This is a genomic window from Komagataeibacter melomenusus (assembly GCF_013155395.1).
Classification (GTDB): Bacteria; Pseudomonadota; Alphaproteobacteria; order Acetobacterales; family Acetobacteraceae; genus Komagataeibacter; species Komagataeibacter melomenusus.
On the sequence record NZ_JABJWC010000054.1, the window covers coordinates 1 to 18,526 of the forward strand.

An 18,526-nucleotide genomic window follows, 5' to 3' on the forward strand; every position below is an offset into this window, starting at 1 on the left:
GGGCAGGGGGCGGTCGTGCTGGCCCGCGCGCCTGTTGCGCACGCTGCCCGCGCTATGGCATGACGGGCAGGTCAAGGCCGTGCCCCATATGGGCCTGCACGCGCGGGAACCTTTTGCCACCCATGCGGTTTTCATGAACCAGCCCCCCCATCCCGTGCTCGACTGCGCCGTATTTGGCGGCGCCGGACGCGACCAGCCGGGCAGGCTGGCATAAAAGGTTGGCGGGTGGGGGTGTGAATATCCCCTGATCGTCCTATGTATGGTAGGACGTAGTGAACGTGGCGTCTGTTCGCCTGCCCGCTGTGGGGCATGGGCGAGGGGGCCAGCGGATGGAACAGTGGACAAGATGAACAATTTCGGCCGGAACTTGCTCCTGTGGGTTATCATCATCGTCCTGCTGCTGTTGCTGTTTAATGTCTTCCAGCCGGGAAGCGTGCAGCATGCATCGCAGCAGTTGGCGTATTCCGATTTCATCGGAGACGTGAACAGCGGGCATGTTCGCTCTGTCGTGGTGCAGGAGCACAACATCACCGGCACGCTGACGGATGGCACGTCGTTCGATACCTACACCCCGCAGGACCCCACCCTGATTTCCCGCCTGACGGAAAAGGGCGTGGAAGTCGTGGCCAAGCCGCTTGAGGCGGATACCAACCCCATCCTGCGCTATCTCATCAACTATGCGCCGCTGCTGCTCATGGTGGGGGCGTGGATCTTCATCATGCGCCAGATGCAGTCGGGCGGTGGCCGGGCCATGGGCTTTGGCAAGTCACGCGCACGCATGCTGACCGAAAAGCAGGGCCGCGTAACGTTTGATGACGTTGCCGGCATTGATGAAGCCAAGGGCGAGTTGCAGGAGATCGTCGACTTCCTGCGCGATCCGCAGAAGTTTACCCGCCTTGGCGGCAAGATCCCCAAGGGCGTGCTGCTCGTGGGGCCGCCCGGCACCGGCAAGACGCTGCTTGCCCGCGCCATCGCGGGTGAGGCGAACGTGCCGTTCTTCACCATCTCGGGTTCCGACTTTGTGGAAATGTTCGTGGGCGTGGGCGCCTCGCGCGTGCGTGACATGTTCGAGCAGGGCAAGAAGGCAGCACCCTGCATCATCTTCATTGACGAGATCGATGCCGTCGGTCGCCATCGTGGCGCGGGCCTTGGCGGTGGCAATGACGAGCGTGAGCAGACACTCAACCAGATGCTTGTCGAGATGGATGGCTTTGACAGCAATGAGGGCGTGATCCTGATTGCAGCCACCAACCGCCCCGACGTGCTCGACCCCGCCCTGCTGCGCCCCGGCCGCTTCGACCGGCAGGTGGTGGTGCCCAACCCCGACGTGGCGGGCCGCGAGAAGATCCTGCGCGTGCACATGCGCAAGGTGCCGCTGGCCTCGGATGTGGACCCCAAGGTCATTGCCCGTGGCACGCCCGGCTTCTCGGGTGCCGACCTTGCCAACCTGGTCAATGAGGCGGCGCTGATGGCCGCGCGCTTGGGCAAGCGCACGGTGGCGATGCTCGAATTCGAGAACGCCAAGGACAAGGTGATGATGGGTGCCGAGCGCCGCTCCCTTGTCATGAGCGAGGACGAGAAGAAGATGACCGCCTACCACGAGGGCGGGCATGCGCTGGTGGGTATTCTCACACCGGGTTCCGACCCGGTGCACAAGGCCACCATCATTCCCCGTGGCCGGGCGCTGGGCATGGTGATGAGCCTGCCGGAGAAGGACCGCTACTCCGAAAGCCGCTCGTGGTGCATCGGCAAGCTGACGCTGGCCATGGGTGGCCGCGCGGCGGAGGAAATCATCTTCGGGGCCGACAATGTCTCGACCGGTGCTTCGGGCGACATCAAGATGGCGACCGACGTGGCCCGCCGCATGGTGACCGAATGGGGCATGAGCGAAAAGCTGGGCATGGTGGCCTATGGCGGCAACGGGCAGGAAGTGTTCCTGGGCCATAGCGTGACCCAGAACAAGAACGTGTCGGAGGAAACCGCGCGCGAGATCGATAACGAGGTGCGCAAGCTGATCGATGCCGCCTACGAGCGCGCCCGCAGCCTGCTGCTTGAGCATATCGACCAGTTGCACCGCTTGGGTGCGGCCCTGCTGGAATATGAGACCCTGACCGGCGAGGAAATCCGCCAGGTGCTGCGCGGCGAGAAGATCGAGCGCGTGGTGGTGGATGACCCGATGCCCGAGAACCGTCGTCCGTCCGTGCCGCCTTCAGCCCCTTCCGCCCCCGTGGCGCCGCTGCCCACGCCAGAAGGCGGGGGTGGAGTGGGCGCCGCCCCGGCGGGCTAGGTGAACAGAAAAGAAGAAAAACTTTCCGGGTGCCGCCTTTTTTCAAAAAGGCGGCATTCTTTTGCGGCTTCAAGCTGGCAGGTTTTTCTTGATACAGACATGGCGGAGCAGCTTCAGGCTGTTCCGCCATGTCTGTATTCCGGCGCCATGTTCGGGAACAGGACATGAGGGGCGTTCTTTTTGAAGAAAGCGCCACCAGAAACAATTTCATGACCGGGTGCATCGTTCGTGAGTCATTTTTCCAACCAGTTGCTGCTCGAACCTCTGGCCCTGCTGCATGGCAGAGCGGCCCGGCAGGCGGTCGCACTGGGTGTTGCGCGCTGGCTTGCGGGCGGCCCGTGGGCCTATGCGCTCGCCCGCCTGATCGGGCCGGGGCAGGATGATACGATCCTGCCGGTCACGGCCCTGCCGCCCGCATGGGATGAAGCGGCCCGGCGCATCAGTGCGCCTGCGCCGGATGCGGGGCTGCCGCCGGGCCAGCAGGTGATGGGCATCATCAACGTGACCCCGGACAGCTTCAGTGATGGCGGCCAGCATGACCGCGTGGAGACGGCGCTGGCACGCATAAAGGCGCTGCATGCCGCAGGGTGCGAGGTGGTGGATATTGGCGGCGAGAGCACCCGCCCCGGTGCGCCCGCCGTATCGGTCGAGGCGGAATGGGAGCGGATCGGCCCGGTCATCCGCGCCGTGCGGGCCTGTTCCGCGCTTGACGGGCTGAGCCTCTCGATCGATACGCGGCACGCGGCGGTCATGGACCGGGCGCTGGTGGCCGGGGCCACGCTCATCAATGATGTCTCGGCGCTGGCGCATGATCCGGCGGCCCGCGCGGTCGTGGCGCGGCATGGCTGCCCGGTCATGCTCATGCACATGCGCGGCACGCCCGAGACGATGCGCGCGCATACGGCCTATGGCGACGTGGCGGTGGATGTGGTGCGCGAACTCGGCCAGCGGGTGGATGAGGCGGTGGCGGCCGGCATTGCGCGCGACAGGATCATGGTTGACCCCGGCATCGGTTTTGCCAAGACGCTGGAAGGCAACCTGACCCTGCTTGCCCGTCTGCCGCTGCTGGCCAATCTGGGCTGCCGGGTGGTGCTGGGCACGTCACGCAAGCGCATGATTGGCGAACTGGCCCACGAACCCGATGCGGCGGCACGCGATCCGGGCACGATTGCGGCCAGCCTGCCGGGAATGGTCTTTGCCGATGTGGTGCTCAGGGTTCACAATGCCACGGCCATGATCCAGGCCATGCGGGTGCAGCAGGGACTGGATCGGCAGTAGCAGGTAGGGTAGGTCGGTGTCCGACCAGAACGTATCCGGAGATCCCCAGTAATGGTAAAAACAAGAAAGCTGTTCGGCACGGATGGCATTCGGGGCATGGCCAACCGCTTTCCCATGACGGTGGAAGTGGCGCAGAAGCTGGGACAGGCCGCGGGCCTGCGCTTCATCCAGGGCACGCATCGCCATAGCGTGCTGCTGGGCAAGGATACGCGCCTGTCGGGCTACATGATCGAATGCGCGCTGGTGTCGGGCTTTCTTTCCGCCGGGATGGACGTGACGCTGGTGGGGCCGATGCCCACGCCCGCCATTGCCATGCTCACCCGTTCCCTGCGCGCCGATCTGGGCGTCATGATCTCGGCTTCGCACAATCCGTATGGCGATAACGGCATCAAGCTGTTCGGCCCCGACGGGTTCAAGCTCTCCGATGAAACGGAAGCTGGCATCGAGGCGGCGATGGGCGAGGATCTGACCCACATGCTCGCCGCCCCCGACCAGATCGGCCGGGCCTCGCGCCTCAATGACGCGGCGGGCCGGTACGTGGAAAGTGCCAAGTCCTCCTTCCCCCGACGCCTGCGCCTTGACGGGCTGCGCATCGTGATCGACTGCGCCAACGGGGCGGCCTATCGCGTGGCGCCCACGGCGTTGTGGGAACTGGGGGCCGAAGTGGTGCGCATCGGCTGCGACCCCAATGGCATCAACATCAATGAAGGCTGCGGCTCCACCCGCCCCGAAGCCCTGTGTGCCGCCGTGCAGCGCCACCGGGCCGATATCGGCATCGCACTCGATGGCGATGCCGACCGCGTGCTGATCTCCGATGAAAAAGGCCGCCTGATCGATGGCGACCAGATCCTGGCGCTGATCTCGCACTCATGGGCGCGGCAGGGGCGGCTGTCGGGGCGCCATATCGTGGCCACCGTCATGTCCAACATGGGGCTTGAGCGCTATCTCGAGACACAGGGGCTGGAACTGGTGCGCACGGCGGTGGGTGACCGCTACGTGGTGGAAAAAATGCGCGAGCTTGGCGCCAATATCGGTGGCGAGCAGTCGGGGCATATGGTGCTGTCGGATTTCGCCACGACGGGCGACGGGCTGGTGGCGGCCCTGCAGGTGCTGGCCGAAGTGGTGGAGTCCGGTCGCCCCGCAAGCGAGGTGTGCCGCATGTTCAAGCCTTACCCGCAACTGCTGCGCAACGTGCGCTTTGCCGGTCGCAGCCCGCTGCATGACCCGCAGGTGCACGAGGCACGCGCGGCGGCGGAGAAGCGGCTGGGCACGCGCGGGCGACTCGTGCTGCGTGAAAGCGGCACCGAGCCGCTGGTGCGCGTCATGGCGGAAGCCGAGGACGAGGCGCTGGTCAATGCAGTGGTCGATGACATGTGCGAGGCGATCACCGCCATCCAGATGGCGGGCTGAGCCATGCACGGGCGCATCCTCATCATGGCGGGCAGCGATAGCGGCGGCGGGGCGGGCATCCAGGCCGATATCAAGACCGTAACCGTGCTGGGCGGCTTCGCCATGACCGCCATCACCGCGCTGACCGCGCAGAATACGCTGGGCGTGCAGGCGGTCATGCCGGTCTCCCCGGCCTTTATCGTGGCCCAGATGCGCTGCGTGATGGATGATCTGGGCGTTGATGCGTTCAAGAGCGGCATGCTCGACCGCCCGGAGGTGATCGAGGCGATTGCCGATGTGCTGCTCACAACAGCCGATATACCCTACGTGCTTGACCCGGTCATGGTGGCGAAAGGGGGGGCGGCGCTGTTGCGCGATAGCGCGCTGGCCACGCTGAAGGCGCGGCTGCTGCCGCTTGCCACCGTGCTGACCCCCAACATTCCCGAAGCCGAGGCCCTGCTGGGACAGCCCATTGCGGGGCGTGCTGACATGGTGCCCGCAGCCCGTGCCCTGCTCGCGCTCGGGCCACGCGCCGTGCTGCTCAAGGGCGGCCATATGGACGGCGATGAACTGCTTGACGTGCTGGTGGAAGCCGATGGCACGGTGCAGGAATTCACGAGCCAGCGCATCCATACCCGCCATACGCACGGCACGGGCTGCACGCTGGCCAGCGCCATTGCCACGGGGCTGGGGCAGGGCATGGGCCTGCGTGATGCCGTGATCCGGGCGCGGGCCTATGTGCTGCGGGCCATTGCGGCCGCACCGGGCTACGGTGCGGGGGCAGGTCCGCTGAACCATGGCGTGGGTTAGAACATTAATAATCCATTAATAAAATAATTATCATTATATTTATAATCATAATGAAAGAATGGTAATATATAAACAACTTTAGGTTGTTTAATGCGCTTCGCGCACCTATAGGTATATGTAGTATAAATATCTACTGGATGGTCGATATGCGGATTTTGCTTGTAGAGCCCAATGCCCGGAAAGCCGAAGAGACCACCCGGCATATGGAGAAGGCCGGATTTACAGTAGATCATGTTGATACAGGGCATGATGGACTGGGAATGTTAAAATCCTATAACTATGACCTCGCAGTCATGGAGATCCGGCTGAAAGATCTTGATGGATTCGAGGTCATTCGGGTCAGCCGGGCCGCGCGGGTACCCACCCCCGTTCTTGTCCTGTCAGAGGAGTGCGACGCCGCCACCAAGGTGAGGGCCTTCTCCACCGGGGCGGATGATTACGTGACCCGTCCCTACGAATCGATGGAACTGACCGCACGGATGCAGGCGGTTATCCGCCGCTCGAAGGGATATAGTGAGCCGACCCTGCGCGCGGGGCCGCTTGAACTGTGTCTTGATAGCCGCGCGGTCAGCGTGCAGGGGCACTGTGTGCACCTGACCGGCAAGGAATACATGATTCTGGAACTGCTCCTGCTGCGCAAGGGCATGGTCCTGACCAAGGACGCCTTCCTCAACCATCTGTATGGCGGGATGGATGAGCCGGAAATGAAGATTATCGATGTGTTCATCTGCAAGCTGCGCAAGAAATTGCAGGTTGCGGGCGCGGGGCAGCTTATCGCCACGGTATGGGGGCAGGGCTATGTGCTGCGCGATGAAACCCCGCCCTTATCCTCCACGCCTTTCAATGCCCCGGTAACGCAGGTAACAGCGGCGTGATGCCTGGCGGGCTGTAGCGCCTGCAACCCGAACAGACCCGTCATCGTTAAAATATCCGTGCAAAGAAAAAATGGCAGGCCCACCCCGCAAGGTGCGCCTGCCAAAGTTTTAAAGTGATGATTCGATATGCGATGCCCCCATCGCCCGATCCTTATCGCATTACCGTGCCGGGTCCGGACATGAGATAAATCAAACTCGGCTGAAATAATTCATATGTTTTTTTCCGGGCATCTTTATTCCGGCTCGTTGATGGGACAGGATGCCCAGATTAACAGGATGGAAACAGGCGGCACGTCGATGGGAAACAAGAAAGCGCTGAGGCATCTTTACGCAGGTGGTGCGTTGCTGCTTGCCCTATCCACCGGGCTGAGCGCGTGCGAGAGCGTGCATGACCAGATCGTGGATAAGGAAAACAGCCTTGCCGCAGCGGGTTTCGTGGCGCGCCCCGCCAATAATCCGGAACGGCAGCTGATGCTGCAGAAACTGCCCCCCAACCGGTTCCTCCAGAAATCGTTTGGGGACCACATGCTCTACATCTATTCCGACCCCAAGGTGTGCAACTGCCTGTATGTGGGCAACCAGGCGGCCTACGGGCGCTACATGTCCTATGTGCAGGCCCAGAATCTGGCTGACCAGCAGCAGATGACGGCGGATATGTATGAAGATGCCTCATGGAACTGGGGCATGTGGGGCTGGGGCGGCGGTGGCTGGGGTGGCCCGTGGGGCGGCGGCTGGTGGTAAGCCCGGCATTGATAAAATAATACAAGGGTCCGGCTGCCGCCTTTTTTTTAAAGGCGGTATTGCCTTGAGAATTCCAGAAAAAAAAGCATCACCAGAAACTGTCTGATGCGGGCTGGACGGCTTGCCTGCCAGCGGTTCAGGTCACTTTGGGGCGGTGGTCGGCATAGACCACCATCTGCCAGGCCTCGCGCGTGCCAAGCCGGTGGGGGTGGGCATGGATGGCAGGCAGGAGTTGCCCCTCGCTTGCGGCAATTTCCACGCCGCAGCCGGCACAACGGTAAATGCCGGAATGGGGGGCGACAGTGCGGGGCGGATGAAGCTTGTCGAATTCAGGATCGGTCCACGTGTCAATAAACTGTGCGGACTGGTAGAGGGCCATCCCGTTCTCCATTGTTTTTCATCGGCTGGCTGAACTGTTAAAATAACCTTTAGCATGCATCTTATGTAGTGACACACCCATCTTTACATGCCGCAGCCTGTATTGCTGGGCTTTTCCGGACCCGTGGGGACTGACCCCTTGTGGGAATGGGTAGACTATTTATGAGGACATTGGCTGCAGGCCAACATTTTTCCAGTACAGAATTAAAATTTTTATACCATGCAATGTAAAATGCAATTCATATTCCTGTTTTATCTGGAATGAAATTGTTAGATACATAATAAATACAAAATATATAATTTCTGATAATCGGGTTCATTTTTTTGAAAGTGTGTGTTGAAAAATTTTATCGCAATAAAGAATTGATTAAAAACAATAAAATTTTTCACGATGGGAGTCGGACAATAAATTCCATATCAGCCCGGGCAGTTTACTGATGGGAATGTTCCGGCAACCCGCCAGAATCCTGTTCCCGGTCTGGCTTATGTCATGGCCGCCATCATGATACGGGCGGCGTGTCACTGAAAAAAATGTTCTCAGTCGGGAGAACGAAGCGTCAGCGACTGGTCAACTGTTTGTGTAACAATGGCATTCAGTGCGCCATGCGCCGCTGTCCACTGAAAGGGATCGGCATCGTTATTGAAGGTCGGATCAAGCTGGTTGCCCCGTACCGTGCCATAAGCCTGAAAATACATGTCAGGGCGGGCGGGGATGGTGTCCATCGTCCATGTCCAGTCATCGGACAGGAGGGCCGTGGCGCCGACCTGCGCGCAGGGGTGCGCGGGTGACAGGGTCACGGCGGCTGTTGTCATGAGGGCCGCCTGCGGGCGGTGGTAGCGGCTGTCCCCGCCTATATCTTCCATTTGCAGGTCGCGGCGGCGGGCTTCCTCGGCGGGCGGGATGTCGCGCCAGCCATCGCCATCGGGGGCTGCGTGGGCACGGTCGAGCGGGTCCGATGCGGGGCCAAAGGCATGGCCCGCGTAATTGAGCGCGGTGCCTGCGGGCACATGAATCGGACCATGGGCTGCGGCATTCTGCACAAAGCTGTTTTCAACAGGGTGCCGCGCCAGGCACAGTTCGATCTGCCCGGCCGCGCGGGCCGGGTGGGTGCCAAGGGCCAGGCAGAGTCCGGTCATGGCCAGCCAGAGGCCCCGCCGGGGCAGCCCGCCCCCCTGCGCCGGGGGCGATGGGGAGCAGGCTGTCCTTGCGCGCGGCATGGTACCGACCGGAAACAACCGGGGAGACTCAGTTCCCGGCGGCTTTCTTGCCCGAAGGCGTGCCTACCATGTCTTCAGACACGAAGCGGATGCTGTTCTGGGCATCGAGCAGGGCGGCGTCCGCATCCTTGGTGTTGGGTGTGGCACCTGCAAGCAGGTTGGAGGCGCGATAGACATCGCTGGCGCTGGCATCAAGCGGCGCGATGGCCAGCACGAAGTCAACATCCACCGCGGCAACCTGCAGGTTCTGCGCGGCCTGCGCGGGCTGGCCCTTGTTCAGGCTGGTATTGGCCGAGGCCACTGCCGTGCCCTTGGTGGAGGTGGGCTCAAGGTCTTCGGTCACGATGTATTCGCCATCAACCGGCAGCCAGGCCACGGGCTGGGTGGAGGGCGCAGCCTTGGGCGCGGGCGCGCCTGCCGGGGCCTTCTTGGGGGGCGTCAGCTGGGCCTCGGCCTTCATGAACACCTTGTTGTCGCTCTTGGCGCGGGTCAGGGCGTTGTTGGCGTCGGTCAGCAGCTTGATGGCGCCAGCGGTGTCACTGTTGGCAAGCGCCGTGCGGGCCATGGCGATATCATCAAACGCGCGGCTGCCATCGGCCGACAGCTTGGCGAAATCGCGGTTGACCGCGCGCCCGGTCGAGGGGGTCGCCTGCGCCGCGCCGACCGCCGTGCCCAGCATGAGCAGGGCGGCGGGCAGAAATGCATATTTCTTCATGGTTCATTCTCCGGTCTTGGTGGTGGTATCATTGCCCGACGCCATCTGTAACAAAAGATGTGGCAACGCAATGCGGCTGCCCTGCTGCCGCATGTCAGGCCTGAGCGGGCGCCTGCGTGCCAAAAGCCCACTGGTCACGGCGCATGCATGCGCTAGTATGGGCCGGGCCGCTCCCGTCTGGAGCGGAGCTGTTTATCAAGGAATGAATCATGTCTGAATGTGCAACCAAGTGCCCTTCCAAGTCTCCCTGCCTCAAGGGTATCCTGGTTTTCGGTGCGATTGTCGGCGTTATCGTGTTTTTCCTTAAGAAAAAGAAGTGCAACGACTGATCTCGCGCAGTCACGCCGTGCCGGTCATGTCCCTTGCGGGCATGGCCCTGGTGCGGTTTGCGCCGTGAGTGGAGTGGGGCACCGGCGTATCATCCATGTTGACATGGATGCTTTCTATGCCTCGGTCGAGCAGCGCGATGATCCGGCCCTGCGGGGCAGGCCGCTGGCCGTAGGCAGTGCGGGGCGGCGGGGCGTTGTTGCCGCCGCGAGTTATGAGGCCCGCCGGTTTGGGGTGCGCTCGGCCATGCCCTCGGTCGTGGCACAGCGCAAATGCCCTGGCCTTGTGTTCGTGCCGCCGCGTTTTGATGTGTATCGCGCGGTCTCCGCGCAGATTCACGCCATTTTTGCCTGTTTTACCCCCATCATCCAGCCGCTTTCGCTTGATGAGGCGTATCTGGATGTCACCCGCCCGCTGCTGGATTATCCCTCCGCCACGGCGATTGCCACGGCCATTCGCGCCCGTATCCACGATGAGACGGCACTGACCGCCTCCGCTGGCGTGTCCTACAATAAATTTCTCGCCAAACTGGCCTCCGATTACCGCAAGCCTGATGGCCAGTTTGTCATTACACCGCGCATGGGGCCGGATTTCGTGGCAAGCCTGCCGGTCGAGCAGTTTCATGGCATTGGCCCGGCCACGGCGGCGCGCATGCATGCCCTTGGCATCCGCACGGGCCACGACCTGCGCGCGCAGCCGCTCTCGCGCCTGCTGCGGCATTTTGGCAAGGCGGCGGATTTCTATTACGGCATTGCCCGCGGGCTTGATGATCGCCCCGTGGAGGTCAACCGCCCGCGCCGCTCCATTGGCGGCGAGCAGACCTTTGATGCCGATATTCATGACTGGGCTGAAGCGCGTGGGCACATGCTGGCCCTGTCGGAGCGGGTATGGGGGCGCTGCGTGGCCCGTGGCCTGACGGGTGTGACCGTGACGCTGAAAGTGAAATACAACGACTTCCGCCAGATCGTGCGCGGGCGCACGGCGCCGGAGCCTGTAGGGGACGGGGCCGATCTGGCCCGCCGCGCGCTGGCGCTGCTGGCCCCGTGCTTTCCGCCGCCACGCGGCATAAGGCTGCTTGGCGTGACCGTATCGGGCCTGCGCGCGCCCGGCGCGGTTCCGCCCGCTCGGCCGCCGCCTTTAGAAGCTTTTTGGCAAAAAGCTTCACCAAAAACGTCTTATTGATTGCAGGCTTGGCGCATCATGGTCATTGGATGACCTTTCCCAAGCGAAGCAGGACACCATGAACAACGCAGCCCCTCCCGGCTCACAGGCCATTCTCAACGCCATTGCCGAACTCGTGCTGATCGCCGTGCCGGAAGAGGAGGAGGAAACCTGCCGCGCCATCGAGATGCACATGGCCTTTACCGGCAATGTCGAACTGGGCGACACGAATGTGTATTTCGGCTTCGATTACGAAACGCAGGATGGAGAGAAGGTCAATTTCAGCCCGTTCGAGGACGAATCGACCGAAGGCCATATCCGCTACCTGCACGACCTGCAGCATGAACTGCTGGAACTGCGCGCCGCCTTCTGGCGTGAGAACCCGGCCCGCGACCAGCCGGTCTGGACCGGGCTGACCCTGCGGGTGGACATGGCCGCAGGGTCATTCTCGGTCGATTTTGACTACTGAGCGCGCGGTTAATGCCCTGGAATAATACAGTTTTTGGTGAAGCTTCTGTCAAAAAGCTTTGAAAGACACCGCCAGGAACTGTTTCAGGCCCCGCAGCCCATTCAGGCCGGGGCCACAGGCGGCAGTGGTTCGGGCTTCAGGCTGGCAGGCAGGTAGAGCGGATGCTCGGGGCGGCCCGAACCCTTGCTCAGCCGCATGGCGCTGACCGTAATGCCGTGCTGCTGCAACATGCGGATCACTTCTGGCCCACGAGGCAGCAGGCTCTTGATCTGCGGTGAGCCATAGGCCGCCACCACCAGGTCGGCCCGCCGCGCCATGGCCAGCAGGTGGTGGTCGTTTTCGGGGCCGACCGGGTCGGGCACCTCGGTCAGGCGCTTCTGGTCGGTGCAGCGATAGGCGAAGGTGTTGCCCACCAGCAGCGTGCCGTAGCCCCAGGCGCGGGCATAGCGCTGGCACTTGGCCACCGTGCGGTCATCGCCATCTTCCGTCGCAACCGACGGGTTCATCATGAGCCACATCACCGCTGGCCCTTGCGGGTTCCAGGTGCGGGTCAGTTCGTAGCGGTAGCATTTGTCCGGGCCGCCATAGATGGCATGGCTGACCACGTCATCGGCCAGGCGGAGCGGGCGGCTGTGGCCCACATGGTGCTGGCCCTGTCTGGTGGTGTTCATGGCCCCAAACATACGCATGGCCGCGCGGAGGTCCACCCCCGCGCGGCCATGGCGCGTTTCAGCGGGTGCGAAAGATCAGCGGGGCGTGCCGATCTTGTGCGGGGCCACCATCAGTTCATGGCCGCGCAGCATGCCATCCCAGTACAGCACGGGCATGACCCATTCCTTGAGGAACCAGGCCAGGTGCGTGGGCTTGCGGCCATTGAGCAGCCATGTGGGCAGGGTGGGGGCCAGCTTGCCGCCATAGGCGAACTCGGCCAGCACGATCTTGCCGCGCTCGACGGTCAGCGGGCAGGCGCCATAGCCGTCATAATCGGCAACGGCAGGCTTGTGGTCGAGGGTTGCCAGCACGTTCACGGCCACGACCGGGGCCTGCACGCGCACGGCGGCGGCGGTCTTGGCGTTGGAGGTGCCCGCCACGTCGCCGAGTGCGAACACATTGGCGAATTTGGTATGGCGCAGCGTTGCGGGGTCAACCGATACCCAGCCGCCCTCGCCCGCAAGCGCGCTGTTGCGGATCACGTCGGGCGCGCGCTGGGGCGGGACGACATGCAGCATGTCGAATTCCACTTCCGAGGTGGTCTTGCTGCCGTCCTGTGCCACGTTCTCGAACGTTGCGATCCGGCCCTTGCCGTCCACCTTCGTCAGGTTCGACTTGAGGCACAGGTCGATATGGTAGCGGTTGATGTAGTCCATCAGCGGCGGCACGAATTCCTTCACGCCAAACAGCCCCGGCGTTGCAGTGTGGAAGGAGACGTTGATGTTGTCGGCCAGGCCCCGCCTGCGCCATGCGTCGCATGCCAGGTACATCGCCTTCTGCGGCGCGCCCGCGCATTTGATGGGCATGGGCGGCTGGGTAAAGACGGCATTGCCGCGGCCCAGTGTCTGCACCATCTGCCAGGTATAGGGGGCAAGGTCGTAGCGGTAGTTCGAGGTCACGCCATTGCGGCCAAGGGTCTCGCCCAGGCCCTCGATCGCGTCCCAGTCCAGCGTCAGGCCGGTGGCCACCACCAGCACCTCGTAGCGGATGGATGACCCGTTGGACAGGTGCACGAGATTGGCCTCGGGCTCGAAACCCGTGGCCGCCGCCTGCACCCAGTCGGCGCCGGGCGGGATCAGCTTCTTTTCCGACCGGCGGGTCTGTGACTGCCTGAACACGCCGCCGCCCACCAGCGTCCAGCCCGGCTGGTAGAAATGCGAGCCCGACGGCTCGATGATGGCCAGCGTGATGCCGCCGCGCCGCTTGAGAATGCTCGCGGCGGTGGACAGGCCGGCAGCCCCCCCGCCCACCACGACGACATCATAGGTCAGGCCCCGCGCCGTGCTGGCGAGGTTCGGGGTGGATGGGGCGGTATCGGTCATGAAGGGTCTCCGTAATGACTTGATAGAGGATGGATGTGCGTCAGGAACGGCTGAGCGGTATTTTGATGTAGCTTACACCATTATCTTCCGGCTCGGGCAAATGGCCGCCCCGCATGTTGACCTGCACCGAGGGCATGATCAGGTTGGGCAGCGACAGGGTGGCGTCGCGCGCGGTGCGCATCTGCACGAACGTTTCCTCATCCACGCCGTCATGAACGTGGACATTGTTCTCGCGTTCCGCGCCGATGGTGGTTTCCCACGCAAAGGTGTCACGGCCGGGGGCCTTGTAATCATGGCACAGGAAAATCCGCGTCTCGGCGGGCAGGGCGAGCAGGCGGCGGATGGACCGGTAGAGCATGCGGGCATTCCCGCCGGGAAAATCGGCCCGCGCGGTGCCGTAATCGGGCATGAACAGCGTATCGCCGATAAAGGCGGCCTCACCGATCACATAGGCCATGTCGGCAGGCGTGTGGCCGGGCACGTGCAGCACGGTCACGGGCAGCGTGCCGAGGGTGAACTGCGCCCCGTCCTCGAACAGCGCGTCGAACTGCGAGCCATCGCGTGCGAACCGCGTGCCCGCGTTGAACAGCTTGCCGAAGATGTCCTGTACTTTGAGGATGGCATGGCCAATGCCGAGCCTGCCGCCAAGGCGCTCCTGCAGCCAGGGGGCTGCCGAGAGGTGATCGGCATGGACATGGGTTTCAAGCAGCCATTCCACCTTCAGCTTTTCCGCCGTGACGTAGTCCACGATGTCCTGCGCCATGGCGTGGTCGGTCTTGCCGGATGCGGGGTCGTAATCCATCACGCTGTCGATGATGGCGCAGGCCCGGGTGGCGGGGTCATGCACCACATGGGTGGCGGTGAAGGTAGGCAGGTCGAAAAATGTCCGCACAACCGGCACCTGGCCTGTTGCGCGGCATGTCATCACCTGGCTTGCAGCGGCTTCAAGGGCGGGGTCGGTCATGGAATCTCATCCATAGTTTATGAATTACATAATAAATGTATGTTATGAGATGGCTTGCGTCAAGGCGCGGCAGATGCAAAAGGGCAGGACATGAGCACAGAGGCGAGTATACCCGCAAACCATGGCGTGACCGGAACGCGCCCGTTGCGGATCGGGGACGTGGCGCCAGACTTTCAGGCGCGTACCACAAAAGGGGAAATGCGCCTGTCGGACTTCCGCGGGCGCTGGCTGCTGTTTTTTTCGCACCCGGCGGATTTCACGCCGGTCTGCACCAGCGAGTTCATGGCGCTGGCCCGCGCGGCCGATCGCTTCGAGCAGCTTGACTGCGCGCTGCTGGGCCTGTCGGTCGACAGCCTGTACGCGCATCTGGCCTGGCTCGAGACGATACAGGAGCGCTTTGGCGTCGAGATTCCGTTCCCGCTGGTCGAAGATCCCTCCATGGCGGTCTGCCGCGCCTACGGCATGCTGGACCTGACCGCGCAGAACAGCGCCACCGTGCGCGCCACCTACGTGATCGACCCCGAGGGCGTGATCCGCGCACTGGTGTGGTACCCCATGTCGGTCGGGCGCTCGGTGGAGGAACTGCTGCGCCTGGTCGAGGCCCTGCGCCGCAGCGAGGGCAATGCGGTCATGACGCCGGAGGGCTGGACGCCGGGCTGCGACGTGGTGCGCCCCGTGCCCACCACGCAGGCCGCCCTGCGCAAGGCCGGTGGCGGGTGCTGGTTCTATAACCCCGTGCCCGATACGGGCAGCAGGCGCGGGCAGTAACCCCCATGTCTGATCCGGCCCCGGGCCTGCGCCCCTCCTATGTGCTCACGCTGTCGTGCCCCAACCGGCCCGGCATCGTGGCGGCGATCAGCCAGGCCCTGTTCGAACTGGGGGGCGACATTGCGGGTGCCCAGCAGTTCGATGAGCGTGAAAGCCGCATCTTCTTCATGCGCGTGGTGTTCAGCGTGCCCGCGGGCGGGGTGGAACGCGCCATGCTCGGGCAGGCGCTCGCAGCCCTGGCCGCGCGGTTCGACATGCAGTGGTCGCTACGCGAGAGCCTGCGCCCCACGCGCACCGTCATCATGGTCTCGCGCTTCGATCACTGCCTGGTCGACCTGCTGTATCGCTGGCGCATTGGCGAACTGGCCATCGCGCCGGTGGCCATCATCGCCAACCACCCGCGCGAGACCTATGCCCATATCGACCTTGACGGCATCCCCTTCCACTACCTGCCCGTAACCGCCGCCACCAAGGAAGCGCAGGAGGCCAGGATGGCCGAAATCGTGCACGGGACAGGCGCCGAACTGGTGGTGCTGGCGCGGTACATGCAGATCCTGTCCGATTCCATGAGCGCGTGGCTGGCGGGGCGGTGCATCAACATCCACCACTCCTTCCTGCCCGGCTTCAAGGGGGCAAAACCCTACCATCAGGCGTTTGCGCGCGGCGTGAAGCTGATCGGCGCCACCGCCCATTTCGTGACCCCCGACCTCGATGAAGGCCCGATCATCGAGCAGGATGTCGAGCGCATTACCCATGCCGATACCCCTGATGACCTGATCCGCAAGGGGCGTGACATCGAGCGCCGGGTGCTGGCGCGCGCCGTGCGGTATTTTACCGAGTGCCGCGTCATTCCCAACGGGCGCAAGACCATCGTGTTCAATCCCTGATGCCCGGCCCGGACCACAGGCCAGCAGCCGCCCCCATGCCCGATGCCGATACGCAGTGCGCGGGCTTCCGCCAGGCGCGGCTGGCGCGCAAGACGGCGCTGATCGAGGACTATGTCGAACTGATCGATGACCTGCTCAATGACGGGCAGGAGGCGCGCCAGGTCGATATCGCCGCCCGCCTTGGCGTATCGCAGCCCACGGTGGCCAAGATGCTGGTGCGGCTCGAGGCGGACGGGCTGGTCACGCGCAGGCCCTATCGCGGCATTTTCCTGACCGGGGCAGGGCAGGAGATGGCGCGTGAAAGCCGCGCGCGCCACCACACGGTCGAGCAGTTCCTGCGCGCCCTTGGCATAAGCGAGGCCAGCGCCCGCATTGATGCCGAGGGCATGGAACACTATGTGGGCGCGGAAACGCTGCGTGCCTTCCGCCACGCGCTTGAGGCGGGGCTGGCCGCCTTCATGGCCAGGGCGGCCAGGCGCCACGACGACTGAGCCGCCAAGGGAAGGAACCCGCCCATGACCCGACGCGCGGGCTCCGCCGACCTGCCGCTGCATACCGGGCGCGTGCCCGCGTGGCTGGGCCAGCGCATGGCGCGGCTGGGGGCGGTCATCACGCAGGCGGTGGTGCATCATTACGGGCGCGACGAGTTCCTGCGCAGGCTGGCCCATCCGTTCTGGTTCCAGTCCTTTGGCGCGGTCATGGGCATGGACTGGCATTCCTCGGGCATTACCACCAGCGTGATCGGCGCGCTCAAGCGCGGGCTGGCGCCCCTGCAGGATGAACTGGGCCTGTATGTATGCGGTGGCCGTGGCCGCCATTCGCGCCGCACGCCTGATGAACTGCTGGCGGTGGGGGAGGCCACCGGGCTTGACGCCACGCCGCTTGTGGCCACGAGCCGCATGGTGGCCAAGGTGGACAGTGCCGCCGTGCAGGACGGGTTCGACCTGTACCTGCATGGCTTCGTGGTGGCGGCGGATGGCAAATGGGCGGTGGTGCAGCAGGGCATGCATGCGGGCCAGCGCCTGGCGCGGCGCTATCACTGGCTGTCCGATGACGTGAGCAGTTTTGTCGAGGCCCCGCACGCCGCCATTGATGGCCGCACGACAGGCGGCCCCATCATGAACCTGACCGACCGGCGGGCGGCTCCCTCACGCACGGGGCAGGTCGAACTGCTGCATGAAATGGGGCCGGACCGGCTGACGCGTGAACTCATGCGCATCGAGGGCCATGTGCCCCCGCCACCGCCCGCGCAGGGTGAACTGCCCTATCTGTGCATGCCCGCCCACCATGACGTGCAGCCGCAGGATGTAAACATGCGCCGCCTGCATGGCGCGCTGGCGGCGGCAAGCGAGGCGGGGCCGCGTGACTTCCCTGATCTTTTGCGCGTGCCCGGCGTGGGGGCGCGCACGGTGCGCGCGCTGGCCCTGGTGGCGGAGGTGGTGCATGGCGCGCCCTGCCGGTTTGATGACCCGGCCCGCTTCTCGCTGGCGCATGGCGGCAAGGACCGCCACCCCTATCCCGTGCCGGTGGCGGTGTATGACCGCACGCTCTCGGTCATGAAGGCGGCGGTGGCTGCGGCAAGGCTGGGGCGCGAGGAACGGCTCGATGCCATTCGCAGGCTGGATTCCGCTGCCCGCAGGCTCGAGCGTGAGGCACGCGGCCCGTCCTTCTCCGCCATCATGGCGGAGGAACGTGGCCGCTCGCATGAATATGGCGGGCGCTCGGTATTCGGTTATGAACCGCCGCCGCCCGGCCGGGTTTCAGAAGGGTAGCGGCACGGGATCATGCGCCATGATGACCAGCCACACGACCAGCAGCGACACGAAGGCGAGACGTCCCGCAATGCGGGATAGGGGTGCATCTGTCATGCAGGCATGATACCGGGCCAAATGCGGCATAAGTGCGGAGCCTTTTCCCCGCCATGCCCTCAAGGCAGCATTCTCGCATGAACGTGAAAGACTCCGCACTCCCCCCCGATACGCGCCCCATGCCCGCGCTGGCGCGGTACCGCACCCGCCCGCTGGGGTTCATTTTCCATTACGTGCGGCTGCATGGCCGGTGGCATGCCATCATCGTCGGCGCGATTGCGGTGGCGGTGGCGTGCAACGTGGGCATGTCGGCCATCATCCGCCATCTGGTCAATGGCATGACGCAGGGCGGGCAGGGCATGCAGGCGGTGTGGGTATCCATCTTCCTGTTCTGCGCCACCATCATCTGTGACAACGC

At 63.9% G+C, this 18,526-nt stretch carries 17 protein-coding genes and 3 pseudogenes; 14 read left to right on the forward strand and 6 right to left on the reverse strand.

The window, feature by feature from the left end; translation table 11 throughout:
* The 7 genes and pseudogenes from HNW77_RS15015 to HNW77_RS15045 form a co-directional block, all read left to right on the forward strand.
* Positions 1 to 214 (forward strand): annotated as a pseudogene (locus HNW77_RS15015) (tRNA lysidine(34) synthetase TilS); the annotation flags it as partial.
* 132 nt (positions 215 to 346) lie between these two features.
* Positions 347 to 2,287, forward strand: coding sequence for an ATP-dependent zinc metalloprotease FtsH (gene ftsH, locus HNW77_RS15020; protein WP_172158706.1), 1,941 nt, complete (start codon positions 347 to 349; stop codon positions 2,285 to 2,287).
* Positions 2,288 to 2,515: 228 nt separating this feature from the next.
* Complete coding sequence (gene folP / locus HNW77_RS15025; RefSeq protein ID WP_172158708.1) at positions 2,516 to 3,565, forward strand: dihydropteroate synthase; 1,050 nt, start codon at positions 2,516 to 2,518, stop codon at positions 3,563 to 3,565.
* Positions 3,566 to 3,616: 51 nt separating this feature from the next.
* The gene (glmM, locus tag HNW77_RS15030) at positions 3,617 to 4,975 is read left to right on the forward strand and encodes a phosphoglucosamine mutase (RefSeq protein ID WP_172158710.1); all 1,359 of its coding nucleotides are present in this window, start codon (positions 3,617 to 3,619) and stop codon (positions 4,973 to 4,975) included.
* A 3-nt stretch (positions 4,976 to 4,978) separates the two neighbouring features.
* Complete coding sequence (thiD, locus tag HNW77_RS15035) at positions 4,979 to 5,764, forward strand: bifunctional hydroxymethylpyrimidine kinase/phosphomethylpyrimidine kinase (RefSeq protein ID WP_172158711.1); 786 nt, start codon at positions 4,979 to 4,981, stop codon at positions 5,762 to 5,764.
* 146 nt (positions 5,765 to 5,910) lie between these two features.
* Positions 5,911 to 6,639 (forward strand): response regulator transcription factor, encoded by a 729-nt coding sequence (locus HNW77_RS15040; protein WP_172158713.1) that lies wholly within the window; start codon positions 5,911 to 5,913, stop codon positions 6,637 to 6,639.
* Positions 6,640 to 6,936: 297 nt separating this feature from the next.
* Positions 6,937 to 7,380, forward strand: coding sequence for a hypothetical protein (locus HNW77_RS15045; protein ID WP_241694511.1), 444 nt, complete (start codon positions 6,937 to 6,939; stop codon positions 7,378 to 7,380).
* 136 nt (positions 7,381 to 7,516) lie between these two features.
* Here the strand turns inward: HNW77_RS15045 and HNW77_RS15050 are convergent, their stop codons facing one another.
* From HNW77_RS15050 to HNW77_RS15060, 3 genes are all read right to left on the reverse strand, one after another.
* Positions 7,517 to 7,759: a hypothetical protein gene (locus HNW77_RS15050; RefSeq protein WP_172158715.1), complete on the reverse strand. Its 243-nt coding sequence runs from the start codon at positions 7,757 to 7,759 to the stop codon at positions 7,517 to 7,519.
* A 536-nt stretch (positions 7,760 to 8,295) separates the two neighbouring features.
* On the reverse strand, positions 8,296 to 8,895 hold the full coding sequence (locus HNW77_RS15055; RefSeq protein ID WP_172158716.1) for a hypothetical protein: 600 nt from the start codon (positions 8,893 to 8,895) through the stop codon (positions 8,296 to 8,298).
* Positions 8,896 to 9,004: 109 nt separating this feature from the next.
* Positions 9,005 to 9,691: a YfdX family protein gene (locus HNW77_RS15060; RefSeq protein WP_172158718.1), complete on the reverse strand. Its 687-nt coding sequence runs from the start codon at positions 9,689 to 9,691 to the stop codon at positions 9,005 to 9,007.
* Between the two features lie 402 nt (positions 9,692 to 10,093).
* On the opposite strand from HNW77_RS15060, the gene dinB reads away from it, so the two are divergent.
* Together dinB and HNW77_RS15070 are read left to right on the forward strand one after the other, a co-directional pair.
* Positions 10,094 to 11,200 carry a DNA polymerase IV gene (gene dinB / locus HNW77_RS15065; RefSeq protein WP_408886859.1) on the forward strand — a complete coding sequence of 369 codons (1,107 nt, stop codon included), beginning with the start codon at positions 10,094 to 10,096 and terminating at the stop codon, positions 11,198 to 11,200.
* 58 nt (positions 11,201 to 11,258) lie between these two features.
* On the forward strand, positions 11,259 to 11,648 hold the full coding sequence (locus tag HNW77_RS15070; RefSeq protein ID WP_172158727.1) for an immunity protein YezG family protein: 390 nt from the start codon (positions 11,259 to 11,261) through the stop codon (positions 11,646 to 11,648).
* A 101-nt stretch (positions 11,649 to 11,749) separates the two neighbouring features.
* On the opposite strand, the gene HNW77_RS15075 is transcribed toward HNW77_RS15070, so the two are convergent.
* From HNW77_RS15075 to HNW77_RS15085, 3 genes are all read right to left on the reverse strand, one after another.
* Complete coding sequence (locus HNW77_RS15075; RefSeq protein ID WP_172158728.1) at positions 11,750 to 12,319, reverse strand: DUF1643 domain-containing protein; 570 nt, start codon at positions 12,317 to 12,319, stop codon at positions 11,750 to 11,752.
* A 75-nt stretch (positions 12,320 to 12,394) separates the two neighbouring features.
* Positions 12,395 to 13,681: an NAD(P)/FAD-dependent oxidoreductase gene (locus HNW77_RS15080; protein ID WP_172158730.1), complete on the reverse strand. Its 1,287-nt coding sequence runs from the start codon at positions 13,679 to 13,681 to the stop codon at positions 12,395 to 12,397.
* 40 nt (positions 13,682 to 13,721) lie between these two features.
* Positions 13,722 to 14,645, reverse strand: coding sequence for an MBL fold metallo-hydrolase (locus HNW77_RS15085; protein ID WP_172158732.1), 924 nt, complete (start codon positions 14,643 to 14,645; stop codon positions 13,722 to 13,724).
* 90 nt (positions 14,646 to 14,735) lie between these two features.
* Between HNW77_RS15085 and HNW77_RS15090 the strand changes: the two genes are divergently transcribed.
* The 5 genes and pseudogenes from HNW77_RS15090 to HNW77_RS15110 form a co-directional block, all read left to right on the forward strand.
* Positions 14,736 to 15,413 carry a peroxiredoxin gene (locus HNW77_RS15090; protein ID WP_172158733.1) on the forward strand — a complete coding sequence of 226 codons (678 nt, stop codon included), beginning with the start codon at positions 14,736 to 14,738 and terminating at the stop codon, positions 15,411 to 15,413.
* 5 nt (positions 15,414 to 15,418) lie between these two features.
* Positions 15,419 to 16,300 (forward strand): formyltetrahydrofolate deformylase, encoded by an 882-nt coding sequence (gene purU / locus HNW77_RS15095; protein WP_172158735.1) that lies wholly within the window; start codon positions 15,419 to 15,421, stop codon positions 16,298 to 16,300.
* On the forward strand, positions 16,300 to 16,791 hold the full coding sequence (gene mntR, locus HNW77_RS15100; RefSeq protein WP_172158737.1) for a manganese-binding transcriptional regulator MntR: 492 nt from the start codon (positions 16,300 to 16,302) through the stop codon (positions 16,789 to 16,791). Before purU ends, mntR begins: the two co-directional genes overlap by 1 nt.
* Before the next feature lie 24 nt (positions 16,792 to 16,815).
* Positions 16,816 to 18,153: pseudogene (locus HNW77_RS15105) on the forward strand (DUF763 domain-containing protein).
* Between the two features lie 92 nt (positions 18,154 to 18,245).
* A pseudogene (locus HNW77_RS15110) lies at positions 18,246 to 18,526 on the forward strand (ABC transporter ATP-binding protein); the annotation flags it as partial.